The organism is Micromonospora sp. NPDC049201, from assembly GCF_055586805.1.
In genome coordinates this window covers 211582-225070 of the sequence record NZ_JBVJHM010000002.1, presented here as the reverse complement: position 1 = coordinate 225070, position 13489 = coordinate 211582, and the positions used below count along the sequence as shown (strand labels likewise).

19 protein-coding genes, 1 tRNA gene and 1 pseudogene are annotated in these 13489 nt (G+C 71.0%); 9 read left to right on the top strand and 12 right to left on the bottom strand.

The features are described 5' to 3' along the window. Positions 1–169: 169 nt before the first annotated feature. The gene (locus ACZ6O5_RS04815; RefSeq protein WP_465974468.1) at positions 170–1804 is read right to left on the bottom strand and encodes a hypothetical protein; all 1635 of its coding nucleotides are present in this window, start codon (positions 1802–1804) and stop codon (positions 170–172) included. 190 nt (positions 1805–1994) lie between these two features. Between ACZ6O5_RS04815 and ACZ6O5_RS04810 the strand changes: the two genes are divergently transcribed. After that, positions 1995–3254, top strand: a complete 1260-nt coding sequence (locus ACZ6O5_RS04810; RefSeq protein WP_465974467.1) for an MFS transporter — start codon at positions 1995–1997, stop codon at positions 3252–3254. Between the two features lie 6 nt (positions 3255–3260). On the opposite strand, the gene ACZ6O5_RS04805 is transcribed toward ACZ6O5_RS04810, so the two are convergent. The 5 genes from ACZ6O5_RS04805 to ACZ6O5_RS04785 form a co-directional block, all read right to left on the bottom strand. After that, a complete protein-coding gene (locus ACZ6O5_RS04805) occupies positions 3261–3773 on the bottom strand; it encodes a hypothetical protein (protein WP_465974466.1) in 513 nt (170 codons plus the stop codon). Beyond that, complete coding sequence (locus tag ACZ6O5_RS04800; RefSeq protein ID WP_465975026.1) at positions 3754–4272, bottom strand: SigE family RNA polymerase sigma factor; 519 nt, start codon at positions 4270–4272, stop codon at positions 3754–3756. Before ACZ6O5_RS04800 ends, ACZ6O5_RS04805 begins: the two co-directional genes overlap by 20 nt. A gap of 67 nt (positions 4273–4339) precedes the next feature. Further along, on the bottom strand, positions 4340–5650 hold the full coding sequence (locus ACZ6O5_RS04795) for an MFS transporter (protein WP_465974465.1): 1311 nt from the start codon (positions 5648–5650) through the stop codon (positions 4340–4342). A 33-nt stretch (positions 5651–5683) separates the two neighbouring features. Continuing rightward, a complete protein-coding gene (locus tag ACZ6O5_RS04790; RefSeq protein ID WP_465974464.1) occupies positions 5684–6070 on the bottom strand; it encodes a hypothetical protein in 387 nt (128 codons plus the stop codon). A gap of 57 nt (positions 6071–6127) precedes the next feature. Beyond that, entirely contained in the window at positions 6128–6694 is a 567-nt protein-coding gene (locus ACZ6O5_RS04785; protein ID WP_465974463.1) for a hypothetical protein, read from the bottom strand. Between the two features lie 90 nt (positions 6695–6784). Here ACZ6O5_RS04785 and ACZ6O5_RS04780 point away from each other — a divergent pair, with 90 nt between their 5' ends. Continuing rightward, positions 6785–7231, top strand: a complete 447-nt coding sequence (locus ACZ6O5_RS04780) for a MarR family winged helix-turn-helix transcriptional regulator (RefSeq protein ID WP_465974462.1) — start codon at positions 6785–6787, stop codon at positions 7229–7231. An 11-nt stretch (positions 7232–7242) separates the two neighbouring features. Here the strand turns inward: ACZ6O5_RS04780 and ACZ6O5_RS04775 are convergent, their stop codons facing one another. After that, positions 7243–7737 carry a YajQ family cyclic di-GMP-binding protein gene (locus tag ACZ6O5_RS04775; RefSeq protein ID WP_281938146.1) on the bottom strand — a complete coding sequence of 165 codons (495 nt, stop codon included), beginning with the start codon at positions 7735–7737 and terminating at the stop codon, positions 7243–7245. Positions 7738–7883: 146 nt separating this feature from the next. Between ACZ6O5_RS04775 and ACZ6O5_RS04770 the strand changes: the two genes are divergently transcribed. Continuing rightward, positions 7884–7967: transfer RNA gene (locus ACZ6O5_RS04770), tRNA-Tyr, on the top strand. A gap of 29 nt (positions 7968–7996) precedes the next feature. Next, positions 7997–8368 (top strand): type II toxin-antitoxin system HicA family toxin, encoded by a 372-nt coding sequence (locus tag ACZ6O5_RS04765; protein ID WP_465974461.1) that lies wholly within the window; start codon positions 7997–7999, stop codon positions 8366–8368. Here ACZ6O5_RS04765 and ACZ6O5_RS04760 read toward each other — a convergent pair. Together ACZ6O5_RS04760 and ACZ6O5_RS04755 are read right to left on the bottom strand one after the other, a co-directional pair. Continuing rightward, the gene (locus ACZ6O5_RS04760) at positions 8355–8636 is read right to left on the bottom strand and encodes a hypothetical protein (protein ID WP_465974460.1); all 282 of its coding nucleotides are present in this window, start codon (positions 8634–8636) and stop codon (positions 8355–8357) included. The genes ACZ6O5_RS04765 and ACZ6O5_RS04760 overlap by 14 nt on opposite strands. Positions 8637–9136: 500 nt before the next feature. Next, the gene (locus ACZ6O5_RS04755; protein WP_465974459.1) at positions 9137–9304 is read right to left on the bottom strand and encodes a hypothetical protein; all 168 of its coding nucleotides are present in this window, start codon (positions 9302–9304) and stop codon (positions 9137–9139) included. Here ACZ6O5_RS04755 and ACZ6O5_RS04750 point away from each other — a divergent pair. Then, positions 9294–9461, top strand: a pseudogene (locus ACZ6O5_RS04750) (RRQRL motif-containing zinc-binding protein); the annotation flags it as partial. The gene ACZ6O5_RS04755 and the pseudogene ACZ6O5_RS04750 overlap by 11 nt on opposite strands. A gap of 139 nt (positions 9462–9600) precedes the next feature. Here ACZ6O5_RS04750 and ACZ6O5_RS04745 read toward each other — a convergent pair. Together ACZ6O5_RS04745 and ACZ6O5_RS04740 are read right to left on the bottom strand one after the other, a co-directional pair. Continuing rightward, complete coding sequence (locus ACZ6O5_RS04745) at positions 9601–9798, bottom strand: DUF397 domain-containing protein (protein ID WP_465974458.1); 198 nt, start codon at positions 9796–9798, stop codon at positions 9601–9603. Next, a complete protein-coding gene (locus ACZ6O5_RS04740) occupies positions 9791–10669 on the bottom strand; it encodes a helix-turn-helix domain-containing protein (protein ID WP_465974457.1) in 879 nt (292 codons plus the stop codon). The genes ACZ6O5_RS04745 and ACZ6O5_RS04740 overlap by 8 nt, the downstream gene beginning before the upstream one ends. Before the next feature lie 540 nt (positions 10670–11209). Here ACZ6O5_RS04740 and ACZ6O5_RS04735 point away from each other — a divergent pair. The 3 genes from ACZ6O5_RS04735 (at position 11210) to ACZ6O5_RS04725 (ending at position 12341) form a co-directional block, all read left to right on the top strand. Next, the gene (locus tag ACZ6O5_RS04735; protein ID WP_465974456.1) at positions 11210–11572 is read left to right on the top strand and encodes a hypothetical protein; all 363 of its coding nucleotides are present in this window, start codon (positions 11210–11212) and stop codon (positions 11570–11572) included. A 221-nt stretch (positions 11573–11793) separates the two neighbouring features. After that, positions 11794–12036, top strand: a complete 243-nt coding sequence (locus ACZ6O5_RS04730; RefSeq protein WP_465974455.1) for a type II toxin-antitoxin system RelE/ParE family toxin — start codon at positions 11794–11796, stop codon at positions 12034–12036. 32 nt (positions 12037–12068) lie between these two features. Next, positions 12069–12341: a helix-turn-helix domain-containing protein gene (locus ACZ6O5_RS04725; protein WP_465974454.1), complete on the top strand. Its 273-nt coding sequence runs from the start codon at positions 12069–12071 to the stop codon at positions 12339–12341. A gap of 44 nt (positions 12342–12385) precedes the next feature. On the opposite strand, the gene ACZ6O5_RS04720 is transcribed toward ACZ6O5_RS04725, so the two are convergent. After that, complete coding sequence (locus ACZ6O5_RS04720; RefSeq protein WP_465974453.1) at positions 12386–12883, bottom strand: hypothetical protein; 498 nt, start codon at positions 12881–12883, stop codon at positions 12386–12388. 148 nt (positions 12884–13031) lie between these two features. Between ACZ6O5_RS04720 and ACZ6O5_RS04715 the strand changes: the two genes are divergently transcribed. Then, a complete protein-coding gene (locus ACZ6O5_RS04715) occupies positions 13032–13268 on the top strand; it encodes a hypothetical protein (protein ID WP_465974452.1) in 237 nt (78 codons plus the stop codon). The last annotated feature ends 221 nt before the right edge of the window (positions 13269–13489 follow it).

Here is a 13489-nt window from a genome sequence, read left to right as displayed (position 1 = left end):
GACGGCGCACCCGCCGTGCCGCTCATCCGACCTCCGTAGACGCCGGCGGCGACCCTGCCGCCGTTGGCATGGACTCAATTCGATGAGGAACCTACCCCGTACCGATCGGTACGGCAGCCCCTGTCTCCGGCGGAATGTGCGGCGGCGGGCCCCGGTCCGGGCGTCAGCGCTACTGCCCGCAGAGCCGCGCGGTGGAGAACGGCGGGCCCGGCGTCACCTGACCCCGCCAGATAGGGTTGATGGTGGCCGCCAGCGCCGGGACCTGCCAGGCCGCGCCGAGCAGTTGCAGCGTGGGGTACTCGGACCGCCGCTGCTGGACGTCCCGGCCCTCCAGGAAGTCGATCGCCCGGTCGGTGACGTCCGGCTGGCCCAGCAGCCCGCCGTGCAGGGCGGGCACCTCGTAGACCGGGATCTGGGTGAACGGGCCGGGCGGGAGTTCCGTCGCGCTGACCGTCGGCAGGAAGGCGACCATCCGTACGCCGGGGACCGGGCACATGGTCTGGAACCGGTAGAACGGGGCGTTCGCCAGCAGCGAGTGGATGAACGGCTCGTCAGGGCTGTCCCCGCCCCCGCTGACGCGGGCCACCAGCGCGAAGATCCCGCGCAACTGCCAGCCGGGAGCGATCCCCCAGCCCGTCGCCGCGTCCTCCGGCGGATAGTAGACGCGGGCGGCGCGGACCAGCGGGCTGAACATCAGCAGTGCCTTGACCGGCGAGTCCGGGCGGTCGCGCAGGTAGGTCCGCCCCACCATCGCGCCCTCGCTCTCGCCGAGCAGCGCCACCGGGCGGCCGGTCCGGGCGTGCAACGCGTCCACCTGCCGGGCGAGCAGGGCCGCGCTCGAATCCAGTGAGCGATGCGTGTCCTGCGGCGTGTACGGCAGCGGCCGACCGGCGGCGTCCGGGCCGGCGTAGGAGAACGTCTCCGCCGCCGGGTCGACGGCGGGCCGCCCGTCGTACCGCGAGTCGTGCGTGCCGATCACGATCACCGCGTACCGGACCGAGGCGGGCAGCGGCCGGTCGAGCAGCGGCGGCCGGAACGTCCTCACCTGGTAGGCCGGACGCGACGTCACCACCTGGGCCGCCAGCGGGATGGCCAGCGCGAGCACGACCACGATCGGGGTCACCGGGACCCGGGGCCAGTGGACCCGGGACGGCAGCAACGCCGCGCGGACCGACCGGTTCCACAGCAGCCCGTTGGCGGCCCCGGCGAGCGCCGCCACCAGCAGCGTCCACCAGCCGGGCACCCGCCAGACGACCGCCCCGGCCACGGTGATCAGCACGAAGTCGGCCAGCGACCAGCCGACCAGCGCCGCCGACGGCAGCCCGCGCCACCCGTGGGCGTTGACCGCCGCCCGTTGCAGGAACGGCGCGAGCAGCAGCATCGGCCCCACCGCGGCGAACACGAACCAGGAGAGCGACACCACGCCGGCGGCGACGGCGAGCGCGGCGAACGGGGTGACGATCACCGCGGTCAACGCCGCGATCCCCAGGTTGCGCCGCAGGATCCGCCGCCGGTCCGGCCGGGGCGCCTCGGCCGGCCAGGCGAGGCTCACCAGGCCGGCGCAGAGCAGCCCGCGCAGCCCGACGGCGACCACCAGCCCGAGCGCGTACTCCTGCCAGGAGTCGTGGTAGACCAGCAGCCACCGCATGTCGTTGTACGAGTCGTACGGCCAGACCGCCGAGCCCTGCGGGGAGAGGCCCTCCGCGCTGCGGAAGTCCAGCGCCAGGAACAGCACGTTCTGGAGCACCGGGACGGCCGCGGCGAGCGCGACGAGCCCGAGCAACCTGCCCCTCGGGTGGCTCACCGCTCCTCCTCGACCCCGGTCTCCCTCCCGACTCTCCGACGCCGGATGACCGCGGCGGGACGGAATGCCGGAAATCGCTGGCGCGATCCGGGTGGGCCGGGCCACTGTGAGGCAGCCGGACGTTCCCATCGCCCCCGGTCGGCGTTAGGGTCGAAAGGCTTCTGACTCGTTACATCCCTGGAGGTCGACAGTGGCCGCGCTGCGCCAGTACCTGGGTGTCTGGCGGATCCCCGGCGCGCCGATGCTGTTGATCCTCGGCATCATCGGGCGGCTCGGGATCGGCATGACCCCGCTGGCGCTGCTGCTGGTGGTCGAGCAGGTCACCGGCCGCTACTCGCTCGCCGCCGTCGCCGGCGGCATCTACGCGCTCTCCGGCGCCGCGCTCAGCCCGATCGCCGGCCGGATCGCCGACCGGGTCGGCCCCACCCCGGTGTTGCTGGCCACCGCGCTGGCCCACCCGCTGGCGCTGCTCGGGCTGCTCGGCGCCAGCCGCTCCGACGCCGGCAACCTCGCCCTGATCTACCTCGCGGCGGGCGTCGCCGGTGGCACGTACCCGCCGCTGACCGCCGCCATCCGGGGCGCCTGGAACGATCTGACCACGCCGGCCAGCGGGCGCGTGCACCTGCGCAACACCGCGCTCGCGGCCGAGACCTCCCTGTTCGAGGTCGTCTTCGTGCTCGGCCCGCTGCTGGTGGCCGGCTTCGTGCTGTTCGCCGACGCGTCCACGGCGCTGCTCGGCGCCGCCGTGGTCACCCTGGTCGGCACCGGATCGGTCGCGCTCGGCCGGGTGATGCGCGCCTGGCGCCCGCACCCGCGCGAACACCACGCCCGGGGGCTCGGCCCGCTGCGGGTCGGTGGCTTCCCCGCGCTGCTGCTCTGCGTGGCCAGCCTCGGCGTCGCGTTCGGCGCGTCCGGCGTGATCGTTCCGGCCTTCGCCGGCAACAGCGGTGCCGCCGACCCGGAGAGCCTGGCCGGCGTGCTGCTCGCCGTCTGGGGCATCGGCAGCGCCGCCGGTGGTTTCACCTTCGGGGTACGCAAGCCGGCCGCCAACATGACCCGCCAGTTCGCCTGGCTGCTCGGCGCGGTGGCGGCCAGCTTCGTCGTCTTCGCGGTGATGCCCGGCCCGGCCGCGCTCGGCGTCGCGCTGGTGCTCGGCGGCGCCGCCATCGCGCCCGCACTCACGCTGGAGAACACGCTCGTCGGGCGGATCGCCCCGGCCGGCATGCTCAACGAGGCGTACACCTGGGTGGTGACCATGTCGGTCGCGGCGAGCGCGGCCGGCGGCGCGGTCGCCGGACTGATCGTCGACCACGCCCGCGGCGTGCCGTGGGCGTTCCTCTTCGCCGGCGCGGCCGTCGCCGTCGGGGCGGTGGTCGCCGCACTGCCCACCGGCCCGATCGCCCGCGCCGAGGCGTCCGCGGTCCGCGCCGAGCAGTCGCTCGCCGCCTGAGCCCGGTCAGCGGTCGCCGGTCACCACCACCCGCTCGACGCCGGGCAGCCCGTCCACGACGGCCCGGATCGGCGCGGCGTCCTCTCCGGTCGCGAGCACCACCGACAGGACGGACCGCCCCTCCCGGTCCGGCCGCGACGCCACCGTCTGGCCGCCGCAGCGCAGCCCCGTCTCGCCGCGCGCCTGCGCGATCCGGTAGTTCACCTCCGCCATCTGCGGCGCGGTGGCCCCGGGGCGCAGGACGACGTCCAGCCGCAGCGGCGCGTCCCGCGCGCACTCGACGGCCACCGTCGCGGACGGCGTACCCGCCGCGCCGGCCACCGGCGCCGGCGCTCCGTTCAGCGCCGGCAGCGCCGCCAGCCCGCCGGTGACCGCCACCGCGGCCACGCCCGCCAGCGCCACCGTCCGTCGCCGGCCCCGGGCCCGGCCCCGCGCGCGTACCTCGGTCGACGGGCTCAACCGCAGCCCGGCCACGTCCTGCTCCAACTCCCGCAGCGCCTCACGAACGCGTGCCGACATCGGCTTCCTCCTTCTTCTCGTCACTCTGGTCGTCGAGCAGGACAGCGAGCGCCGCGCGCGCCCGGGACAGGTACGACTTGACCGTCCCGACCGGCATCCCGGTGCTCCGGGCGATCTCCGCCACCGGCAGGTCGTGCAGGTGGTGCAGGACGACCACCAGCCGCTGCGCGTCCGGCAGCCGGCGCAACGCCGCCAGCACCGCCACCCGGTCCGGGTTCGGCCCGGACACCGGCGACTCCCGGCCCAGCCGTGCCCGCGCCGCGAACCAGCGCCGCAGGCCGCGCCACCGGTTCGCGGTCAGCCGCCAGGCCACCATCCGCACCCAGCCCTCCGGATCCTCGTACGCCCCGACGGTCGACCACCGCTGCCAGGCCCGCGCGTACGCCTCCTGCGTCACGTCCTGCGCCTCGGCCAGGTCGCCGCAGAGCGCGTACACGTGGTGCACCGTGCGCCGGGCCGTCGCCGTGTAGAAGGCGTCGAAATCCTCGGGGCCGTCCATGCCCACCTCCCGCTGTCCGCTGTCCACCCCTCGACACCCCGTGGCGGCTCCGGCGGTTGCACCGGGATCAGGGCGCTCCGGCGCGTACCCGATCCGGGTGGGTCGTCCCCGGGCCGGACCGGTCCGGCCCCGACGGCGGCTCCGGCCCGGCCGGCGGACCGGCACCGGGCCGGCGCAGCGCGCCCACCCCGGCCGCGAGCAGACCCAGCGCGACGGTCCCGACCGCGCACACCAGCAGCGTGGGCCGCGCGCCCAGCGCGGCGGTCGCCGGGCCGCCCAGCATCGTGCCCAGCGGCACCGCCAGCACCGCCACCGCGCCGTTGGCGGCCAGCACCCGGGGCAGCTCCGCCGCGCCGGCCCGCCGCTGGAACAACGCGGTCGCGGTCGGCAGGTAGGGCGCCCAGACCAGACCGGCCACCGCGAACGCCGGCAACGACACCACGACCGGCGCGCCCAGACCCAGTGGCAGCAGCGCCGCCCCGAACGCCACCACGATGCCGAGCAGCGTGGGTCGCAGCGGCCGGTCCCGCAGCTGGCCGGTGAGCAGCCCACCGGCCAGCGACCCGACGCCGAACGCGGTGTAGTAGCCGCCCAGCGTCGCGGCGGACGCGTGCAGGTCCTCGGTCACGTGCACCGGCATGGCCACGTAGAACGGCCCGAACAGGAAGAAGAACCCGCAGCTCAACGCCAGCAGGCCGAGCAGCGACCGGTCCCGGCCGATGACCCGGAAACCGGAGGTACGCGACGGGCCGACGCCCGCCGCCCGACCCGCGCGACGGCGTACGGCCGGGACCACGAGCCGGTAGCTGACCGCCAGCACCGCGAAACTGGCCGCGTCGATCGCGATCACCGACACCGCGCCCGTCCCGGCGATGAGCAGCCCGGCCAACGGTGGCCCGACCACGGTGGCCGCCTGCCCGAACAGCCCGAGCAGCGCGTTGCCGGCCAGGTGATCCCGTTCCGGCAGCAGCTCGGCCACCAGCGTGAACCGGCCGGCCGACCCCCACGGGTGCAGCAGCGAGGAGGCGGCGAGCAGCGCCACGTACAGCCCGACGTCCAGCACCCCGGCGAGGTGCGCGACCGGGATCGCCCCCAACGCCAGTGCCCGCAGCGTCGCGTCCCAGCCGGCGAGCTGCGCCCCGCTGCGCCCGCCCAGCACGCGCCCCAACAGCACCGCGCCGGCCGCGCCCGGCAACGTGTACGCGGCCACCGCGAACGCCGTCCAGGTGCCGCGCTGCCCGACCGGCGCGAGTTCCAGCGCCAGCCACGTCACCGCGACCAGGGCCAGCCCGTCGCCGAGCGCGGAGACCGCGAGCCCGGGGAGCAGCCGGCGCAGCACGGGTTGGGCGAGGACCGGGCGGTAGGGGAGGAGCGGCATGGCTCCCACCCGACCGCACGGTGGACCCTCACCTCAACGAAGTTGCCTCAGGGCAGAAGAACTGGCGTCGTACGGGTCACGGGCGGCCAGCGCGACGGCCTCCGACACCCCGAGCCGGTGGCCGACCCGCCGCCGCGCCCGTACCTGGGCACTCGTGCGGGGCCGGAACTTCGGCTCCCGCCCGCAGCCGCACACCTCGAACCCCTCGTACCGCAGGCCCGCCCCGAGCACCGCCGCGACCGCCGCCCAGCCGGAGTCGTTCCGGCGGCGGGGCGCCGCGAAGTCGTGCCCGGCCAACACCATCGGCCGCCGGCACGACGCGCAGCGGTGGGTGGCGTCGTCCCAGGCGTACTTGTGGCTGCGACGGCACGGCACGCACACGTAGTGGACCCGGTAGAAGGTCATGGCGTACCGGCACATGCCGGCAGCGTAGCGGCGCGGCGGACGAAGGTCGCGGCAGTATGTCGCTGTCTCGCCTCAGCCCTTTCCTGCGACGACCGCGACGCGGGGGACCGAGCCGGTCGCGGCGACCGGGCCGTGGTCGGCGACCCGTGCGCGCCAGGACAGCAGCAGCGTCAACGCGACGGCCACCGCGACGATCGCCAGCCCGTTGATCCCGGCCCAGAGTGTCGCCAGTTCCCGCAGCGTCGCGGCGTCCTCGGCCGGGTCGCGGAAGCGCGGGTTCACCGAGGAGATCAGCACCGCCTTAGCCGCCACCGCGACGGCCAGCGCGGCCAGGGCGAGCCGCAGCCGACGGACCACCCAGCCCGGTGCGCCACGGGTGGCGAGCCGGTGCGCGAGCACCGCGACGAGGACCACCCCGAGTGGCGCCCAGGGCAGGTAGTAGTACATCGGGCTGCCGGCGTCGAGGGCGCCCACCGCCTCGCCGGGCTGCGGCCGGGCGAGGACGGCGACGTTGCTGACCAGTTCCTCGTAGAGATTGCCGAAGAGCTGCACGGCGAGGCAGAGCGCCGCCGCCAGGGTGAGCGTCCGGGTGGACCGGAGCAGCGCGACTCCGGTCGCGCCCGAGGTGGTCGTGGACATGGAACCTCCCAAGAATCAGTTGCCTGATACTCAGAGTATCAGGCAACTGATTCTCGCTGCCACGTCAGCCGCGCTCGGTACGGTGGAGCCGTGACGAGCCGTACGCCCGGGCGACCGCCCGACGAGTTCCTGGAGTACCGCCTGGTCCGGTTGGCCGGCCGGCTGGAACGCCGCTTCGCCTCGGCGCTCGCCCCGACCGGGCTCTCACCCCGCCAGTTCAGCGTGCTGGCGGTCCTCACCGAATCGCCCGGCGTGACCTCCGCCGACCTCGCGCGGGCCGTGCTGACCACACCGCAGAGCATGGGCCCACTGCTGGACCAGATGGAGGCCCGAGGGTTGGTCGAGCGGACCGCCGGCCGTGGTCGGGGCCGAGCCGCGCCGATCCGGGTGACCGACACCGGAGCGGCGCTGCTGCGCGAGGCGGCCCGGTTGGTCGACGCGCTCGACGACTCCACCCGGCGGCGGCTCGGCGAACGGGACCACCGGGAGCTGAACCGCCTCCTGGCGATCCTGGCCGAGCACGTCGGCGACGACTGACGCCGGCGCTCCTAGCGGTAGTTGGTGAACTGGAGCGCGACCCCGAAGTCCTCGCCCTTGAGCAGCGAGATGACGGCCTGAAGGTCGTCCTTCTTCTTGCCGGTGACGCGGAGCTGGTCGCCCTGGATCTGCGCCTGCACGCCCTTCGGGCCCTCGTCGCGGATCTTCTTGCTGATCGCCTTGGCCTTCTCCGTGTCGATGCCCTGGATCACCTTGGCGTCGATCTTGAAGATCTTGCCGGACGACCGGGGGTCGCCCGCGTCCAGCGACTTCATGGAGATGTTCCGCTTGATCAGCTTCTCCTTGAAGACGTCAAGCGCGGCGCGCACCCGCTCCTCGGTCTCCGCCTGGAGGCTGATCGCCTCCTCGCCCGACCAGGAGATCTCGGCCCCGGTCCCGCGGAAGTCGAACCGCGTCGCGAGCTCCTTCTCCGCCTGGCGGAGGGCGTTGTCGACCTCCTGGCGGTCAACCTTGCTCACGATGTCGAACGACGGGCTCGCTGCCATGATCATGCTCCTGCTGTCCGGCGGTGTGTCCTGATCCGTCCCGCACTGACCAGCGTGGGACCCCCTGACGGTACCCCGTTGCGCAGGGGGCGGGGACAACCGCTATCCTTGCTTCCGCTGCCGCGTCACGACGCGGTGGGTGCCCTGGCGGGTTGCCCGAGCGGCCAATGGGAGCGGACTGTAAATCCGTCGCGAAAGCTTCAGAGGTTCGAATCCTCTACCCGCCACCAGGTGCAAGAACGGCTCTTGACCAGCAGAAATGCAGGTCGGGAGCCGTTCTCATTGGTCCCACTCACTCTCACTCGGGACCACTACGGCTTGGCGGTCGTGTCGGATGCGTGTCGGCGTGGCAAGCGATGACGTCGGATATGACGAGAGGGCTGTTGCCTTGAGTAGCCTGTGGCCTTCCCTCGGTGCCAAGAAGATGCTCCGCTTCCTTGAGAGGGAGTTGGGGTACGAGGTGGTACACCAGGTGGGCTCTCACCGGAAGCTGAGCGCCCCGGGCAGGCCTGACTTGATCTTCGCCTTCCACGACCGAGCTACTGTCGCCCCCCGTACAGTCCGAGACATACTGGTGAAGCAAGCTGGACTTAGCTTGGCTGAAGCGGAGGAGGTGATTAGGCGTGCCTGACCGAGCGCCGATTGATCTGATCTTCAGCGACGAAGGTGAGTTCGGGTGGACGGTCCGCAGTCCGCAGGTACCCGGGCTGATCGGTGGTCGCGACACCCTTAAGGAGCTTTCCGCTGACCTTCCTGGTTTGCTGGAGTTCGCCGGTGTCGACCTCTCTGCCGTGGAAAAACGGGCTCACATCGAGAAGGTCGTCTCTACCCCAGAAGGTGATCTTGTAGTGCGGATCGCCGGTGACGAGCACCGGCAAGAGCGGGAAGCAACTGCCCATCGAATTGTTGCTGCCCTTGCTGTGCAGGATCAGCGGCCAGGGCTTCTGTCTGTACCGCGGACTCTGTCTGGTGAGGTCCTTTACGTCTGCGTAGTCCCATCCGATACCGTTCGCTGGCTTACCGACCAGTTTGGGCCCTCCGGGGACTCAGTCGCAGTAGCTATGAACGTTGCTGAGGGGATGATTTGGGCTACTCACTTCGTGGCTGGTCCTCCGGCTGATGCAGCCGATAACGCCCTTAGCCTGGCAGATCTTGGTTTTACTATGGAAACGACGATGGGGGAGATGATGCGAGAAAGCTCGGGCCGTTCTTCCCCCAGGCGACTGATTTTGTCTTTGTAGGTACGTCCCCCGCCTATCGCGGGGGACGTACTCGTTTGAAGGTCGGTCGGAAGATCCGCCTAGCGCAGCTTCTACGTGTCGTTGGGCGGCCTCCGCTTGGTCATAGACGCATTTTGCGTAGATCCGCATGAGGGCGTGCACTACGAATGCTGGGTGGCTCAGCCGACGTGCTCGACGCCGAAATCACCCTGCTCGACGCCGACGACCACGGCAGCCTGACCACTCTGGACTGGCGGCGGCTGCGGCGGGCCGAGGCCCGCGTGCCCCGCGCCGCCGCCGAGCTGATGGCCATCCGATCCCGCACCGCGCGGCCTGATGTCCCGCATCTGCGCTGCCTACTTCGACCCGGGCGGCACGTCGCACGGCATCCCCACCTACTGGTGGCAGGGTGCCCCGCCCGGCTACGCCACCCGCCGCCAACTGACCGCCGCTGGCTTCCTCCCTGGCGGCCAGTCGATCGCCGCTCAGATCCCCTGGCACGGTGGGCGGAGTCCGGCTGGCTCGGGCAGGGCCGGCACGCCACATAGTAATGGCGTCATCCAACTTGCCCCGCGATGGCGTCCCGCTGAAGATGAAATGAGAGCCGAAAGAGGGGGTGGCAAGCCTCTCCCGAATGTCGGATTCAGCTTCGGCTGGGATCCTTCACGGACGCGACAAAGGAGCCCCAGTGGGTTGCGCTGAACGTCAGTGAGGGGCCAGCGGTATCCTTGCTGTCCCGAATGCCCACGACGCCCGGAAGGTTGTCGGCGACCTCGACGCATGCGCCCTCGTTCGCGCTGTAGCTGCTCTTGCGCCAGCGGGCCGTGGCCATCTCAGTCATCATAAGTCTCCTTGATCAGGGCGCCCACCAGATCCTCGGAGGCGCGTTCGTCCAGGGCAAGGTCCCACAGAGTCTCCCAAGCCGAAGAGTAAGTCTCTACCTCGCTCGGCCGATCGAGATAGATGCTGCCGGTCATCGACTCGCCGTAGACGGTGCTGGGCTCGGCGGGACGAGTGCCCTTCGCCGGAAAGTCAAGGATCATGAATGCTCCGGCGACGGACGCCCGGTGTGGGCCAACGTTCGCCGGCAGCACTCGGACCTTGATGTTCCTTCCCTGGGCCCCGTTGACCAGATGGGCTAACTGAGCCCGCCACGCGTCCACATCGCTGATGGGGCGATGAAGGACTGCCTCGTCAATGAGGGCTTCGAAGAGCGGCGCTGCCGGGCTCCTTCGCACGAGCAGCTTCTGTCGCTCCATCCGGAAGGCAACCTTCTGTGCCACCTCCTGCGGCGTTCGACCGGGTTTCGTCTTGAAGACCGCAGACATGTAGTCGGGTGTCTGGAGCAGCCCTGGTACCAGATTCGGCTCGTAGTGCCGGATGTGGCGGGCCGCCGCTTCCAGACCCACGTACAACTCGAACCACGCCGGGATGACGTCGCCGTAGGAGTGCCACCAGCCCCGGCTCTTGCTCTCCCGGGCGAGCGAGACGAGGACTTCGGTCAGGTCCGTCGAGGTGCCGTAGAGCTGGCACATGAGGTTCACGTCGTGGGTGCGCAGTGAGGTGTGGCCGGCTTCCAGCCGGTACATCTTGGCCCGTGACCACTCCAGCGTCTTCGCGGCGGCTTCCAGGTTGATGCCGGCTTCCTCGCGCGCCTGCCGCAGCAGCCGGCCGAGTTGCCGACGCGGGACGGAAGATCCCGTCTCGGCCATCTGATCCCCAATCTCACCTCAACCGCCTGTGTGTCTCACTTCAGCCACCCTGCCCGCCCGGATGGCACGACGTCAATCTCGATGTCTGAAACCCGCGATGAGATGTTGCAGTGACCGTGCCGCTGCGCCACGTTGGCAGCCGAAGGGGTCGGTTGACGATTCGCCGGAGGTGCGCGATGCCCCGCTGGAGGTGGTTCCACCGCAGCAACGAGCCGGTCGATCTGGTGCAGTGGCCGACCAGCAGCGAGCGCCCTGGCGAAACCGGGAAGCGGAACGACGGCGCCAACGTCCTGCCGTTGGTCCGCTCTCCAGCGACCCGGGCCGCTCAGGCGCGAACAGAAGATGGCGGGAAGCGTCGTCACGGTGGCGAGCCGTGAGGCCGGAGCGGAGACCGGACACGCCCCTCATCGTGGCGGTGTCCTGGGCCGTCATCGACTACCACGTGGCGTACACCTGCCCGCGTTGCCGGCCGTACGGATGGTGTCCCCGGGTGGTCGTCGCCCGCGCCCGCATCCGCGCTTGGCGCAAGGTTTGTGGGCAGTGACGGAGCTGAAGCCCGGCGTGCTGCTCCTCGTGGGCAGGGCGGCCGGCGTGCAGTTCGTGAGGCCGTTCCACTTCCGGCTGATCCGCGTCCTCGACTGGAGCACCTACGACGGCTGGACGTGGCTGGACGGCTACCAGCTCGACGAGCAGGGCGACGCCGTGGCGCGGCGGTCGATCTTCGTCAAGCGGCTTGGGTTGAGACCGGGTTTCACTCCGTCTCCTCAAGTCAGCCGGAGTGCGCGGAGGGGCCAGCTCCGGACGGTGGGTGCCGGAGGAGGACGCGCGGCGGGTTCCAGCCGGCCGCCACCGTCGTCGGCTGCGGGGAGGGACGGTGAAGGTCACGTTGGCGGTGCAGTCTGAGCGTGACGTGTGGCTCGGCTGGTCGTTGTAGCAGCGGCGAGAACTCATCGGATCTATAACGCAGGAGTTGTACGTGGGCTACGGTAGAGGTGCAGGTGAGTGGCGAATCGACTCAACCGATGAGATCGACGACTGGCTCATCCGCCTCGCCAAAGAAGATCCGGACTCTGCCGACCAGATCGCCGCCGCCATCGACATCCTGGCCAGGGAGGGCCCCCACGTTGGGCCGCCCGCTGGTCGACCGGGTCAAGGGTTCGGACTACAAGAACATGAAGGAGCTGAGGCCAGGTTCCTCGGGTGACACCGAGGTCCGCATCCTCTTCGCTTTCGACCCGACCCGTGCGGCCATCCTGCTGGTGGCCGGGAACAAGGCCGGCAACTGGAAGGGCTGGTATGAGACCAGCATCCTCGAGGCTGACCGGCTCTTCGCCGAACACCTGCGGACGTTGAAGGGACAACGCTGATGGTGCGTAGTTGGCAGGACACCCGCTCTCGAATGAACCTCGACGAGGCCAAGGTCGCCGAGCACAAGGAGCGGATGCTCGCCGAGGTCCGGGCGACCCGCCTGCGTGAGATGCGTGAACGGCGTGGCCTGACCCAGCAGGAGGTCGCCGACCTCATGCATGTCTCGCAGCCGAGGGTGGCCGCCATCGAGAAGGGTGAGGTGCCGGCGACCGAGGTCGGCACCATCGAGCGGTACGTCTCCGCGCTCGGCGGTCGGCTGGAGATCGTGGCCGACTTCGACGGCGACCGGTTCGCTCTGGGCTGACCCCAGGCGCGGCCGATGGGCGTGTTCGTGCGGGCGCGTTTGTGTCAGCGGCGATCCGTCAGGTCGTCCGCCAAGCGTCGAGCCTCGCGCATCACATCCGCGTCGATGTCGGCGGTCATGGCGCTGGTGGCCGGGTACACCGCCTCGTAGGCGTTCTCCAGGCCGATCAGCTCGGTGGCCATGGGAGTGCCGTCCCAGCCGATGTGGCGGTACGCCCAGATGGTCAGATCCCGGGGCGTGATGTCGTGTGCGAGCACCCTTCGGGCCATGATCCGGAGGGCCGCTTCCTGGCCTTCGCTGCATCCCTCTCGGTAGTAGGTGAGGGAAAGCTCTGTCAGGGCGTCTTCGAGCCAGCGCCGTAGTTCGTCGCTCTCGCTCCCCTTCTTGCACGAGGCGCCGGCGAGGATCCGGAGGTGCGGGCTGTCCACCCCTGTGGCGAGGCAGTCGCAAGCGGCATCGATCACCTGCATCGGGGCACCCGAGCCGACGCTCCAGAAGATGGCAGCGGCCTGGAGCCGGGTGAGGGCAGTTTGGTCGAGCACTGCTACACGATCCGCCTGTAAATCCCTCCTGTCTCTCGAATATCCCTCTGCGGGGGTGCGCGGGGACGGCAGGAGCGAGGCTCCGCATCCAACGCCTGGTCTGAGCGCCGCCGCGCCGCGTACAAGAAAAAGGTCGTACCGTGCGGTCATGCTCTATGTCGGCCTGCTCGGCTGGGTGCTGATCCACGTGCTGGCCCTCGCCGCGGTCGTCGCCGTCGGCTGCCTCGCGCGGTGGTTGTGGCGGTCGACGCGACGCGGAGTGGCGGCGCTGCCGGGCCGGCTGCGGGCGCTGCCCGGCCGGCTCCGGGCGCTCACGGTCGAGCCGCCGCCGGGGCCCGCGTTCAACGACGCCCGGGACGTGTGGCCGATGCCGGTGGACGACTGAGGGCGGAACCGGCAGGTGAGGGGATGTGTCGGTGATTCGCCATTGATTGACCCGTATCGCCCTCTGGTGCTGAGGCGAGTTATAGGTATGGTGGTCTATGCCCAGGGTCGTCCGAGCCACGGGGATGGGGAGTGCGGCCGGGCGCAGCGACCCGATCGCTTCGAGGTCGCCTAGATCAGTTCGCGCTGAAGGTCGGAATACGCAATGGACGGACGGCCGCG

What these genes read in the sequence shown, in the direction of transcription:
- ACZ6O5_RS04805 (WP_465974466.1), bottom strand. Translation starts at nt 3,773, where the DNA reads ATGTCGGCACGCGTTCGTGAGGCGCTGCGGGAGTTGGAGCAGGACGTG.
- ACZ6O5_RS04800 (WP_465975026.1), bottom strand. Translation starts at nt 4,272, where the DNA reads ATGGACGGCCCCGAGGATTTCGACGCCTTCTACACGGCGACGGCCCGG.
- ACZ6O5_RS04795 (WP_465974465.1), bottom strand. Translation starts at nt 5,650, where the DNA reads ATGCCGCTCCTCCCCTACCGCCCGGTCCTCGCCCAACCCGTGCTGCGC.
- ACZ6O5_RS04790 (WP_465974464.1), bottom strand. Translation starts at nt 6,070, where the DNA reads ATGTGCCGGTACGCCATGACCTTCTACCGGGTCCACTACGTGTGCGTG.
- ACZ6O5_RS04785 (WP_465974463.1), bottom strand. Translation starts at nt 6,694, where the DNA reads ATGTCCACGACCACCTCGGGCGCGACCGGAGTCGCGCTGCTCCGGTCC.
- ACZ6O5_RS04775 (WP_281938146.1), bottom strand. Translation starts at nt 7,737, where the DNA reads ATGGCAGCGAGCCCGTCGTTCGACATCGTGAGCAAGGTTGACCGCCAG.
- ACZ6O5_RS04765 (WP_465974461.1), top strand. Translation starts at nt 7,997, where the DNA reads ATGCAGGTCGGGAGCCGTTCTCATTGGTCCCACTCACTCTCACTCGGG.
- ACZ6O5_RS04760 (WP_465974460.1), bottom strand. Translation starts at nt 8,636, where the DNA reads ATGGGCAGTTGCTTCCCGCTCTTGCCGGTGCTCGTCACCGGCGATCCG.
- ACZ6O5_RS04755 (WP_465974459.1), bottom strand. Translation starts at nt 9,304, where the DNA reads ATGCGGGACATCAGGCCGCGCGGTGCGGGATCGGATGGCCATCAGCTC.
- ACZ6O5_RS04745 (WP_465974458.1), bottom strand. Translation starts at nt 9,798, where the DNA reads ATGACTGAGATGGCCACGGCCCGCTGGCGCAAGAGCAGCTACAGCGCG.
- ACZ6O5_RS04740 (WP_465974457.1), bottom strand. Translation starts at nt 10,669, where the DNA reads ATGGCCGAGACGGGATCTTCCGTCCCGCGTCGGCAACTCGGCCGGCTG.
- ACZ6O5_RS04725 (WP_465974454.1), top strand. Translation starts at nt 12,069, where the DNA reads ATGAACCTCGACGAGGCCAAGGTCGCCGAGCACAAGGAGCGGATGCTC.
- ACZ6O5_RS04715 (WP_465974452.1), top strand. Translation starts at nt 13,032, where the DNA reads ATGCTCTATGTCGGCCTGCTCGGCTGGGTGCTGATCCACGTGCTGGCC.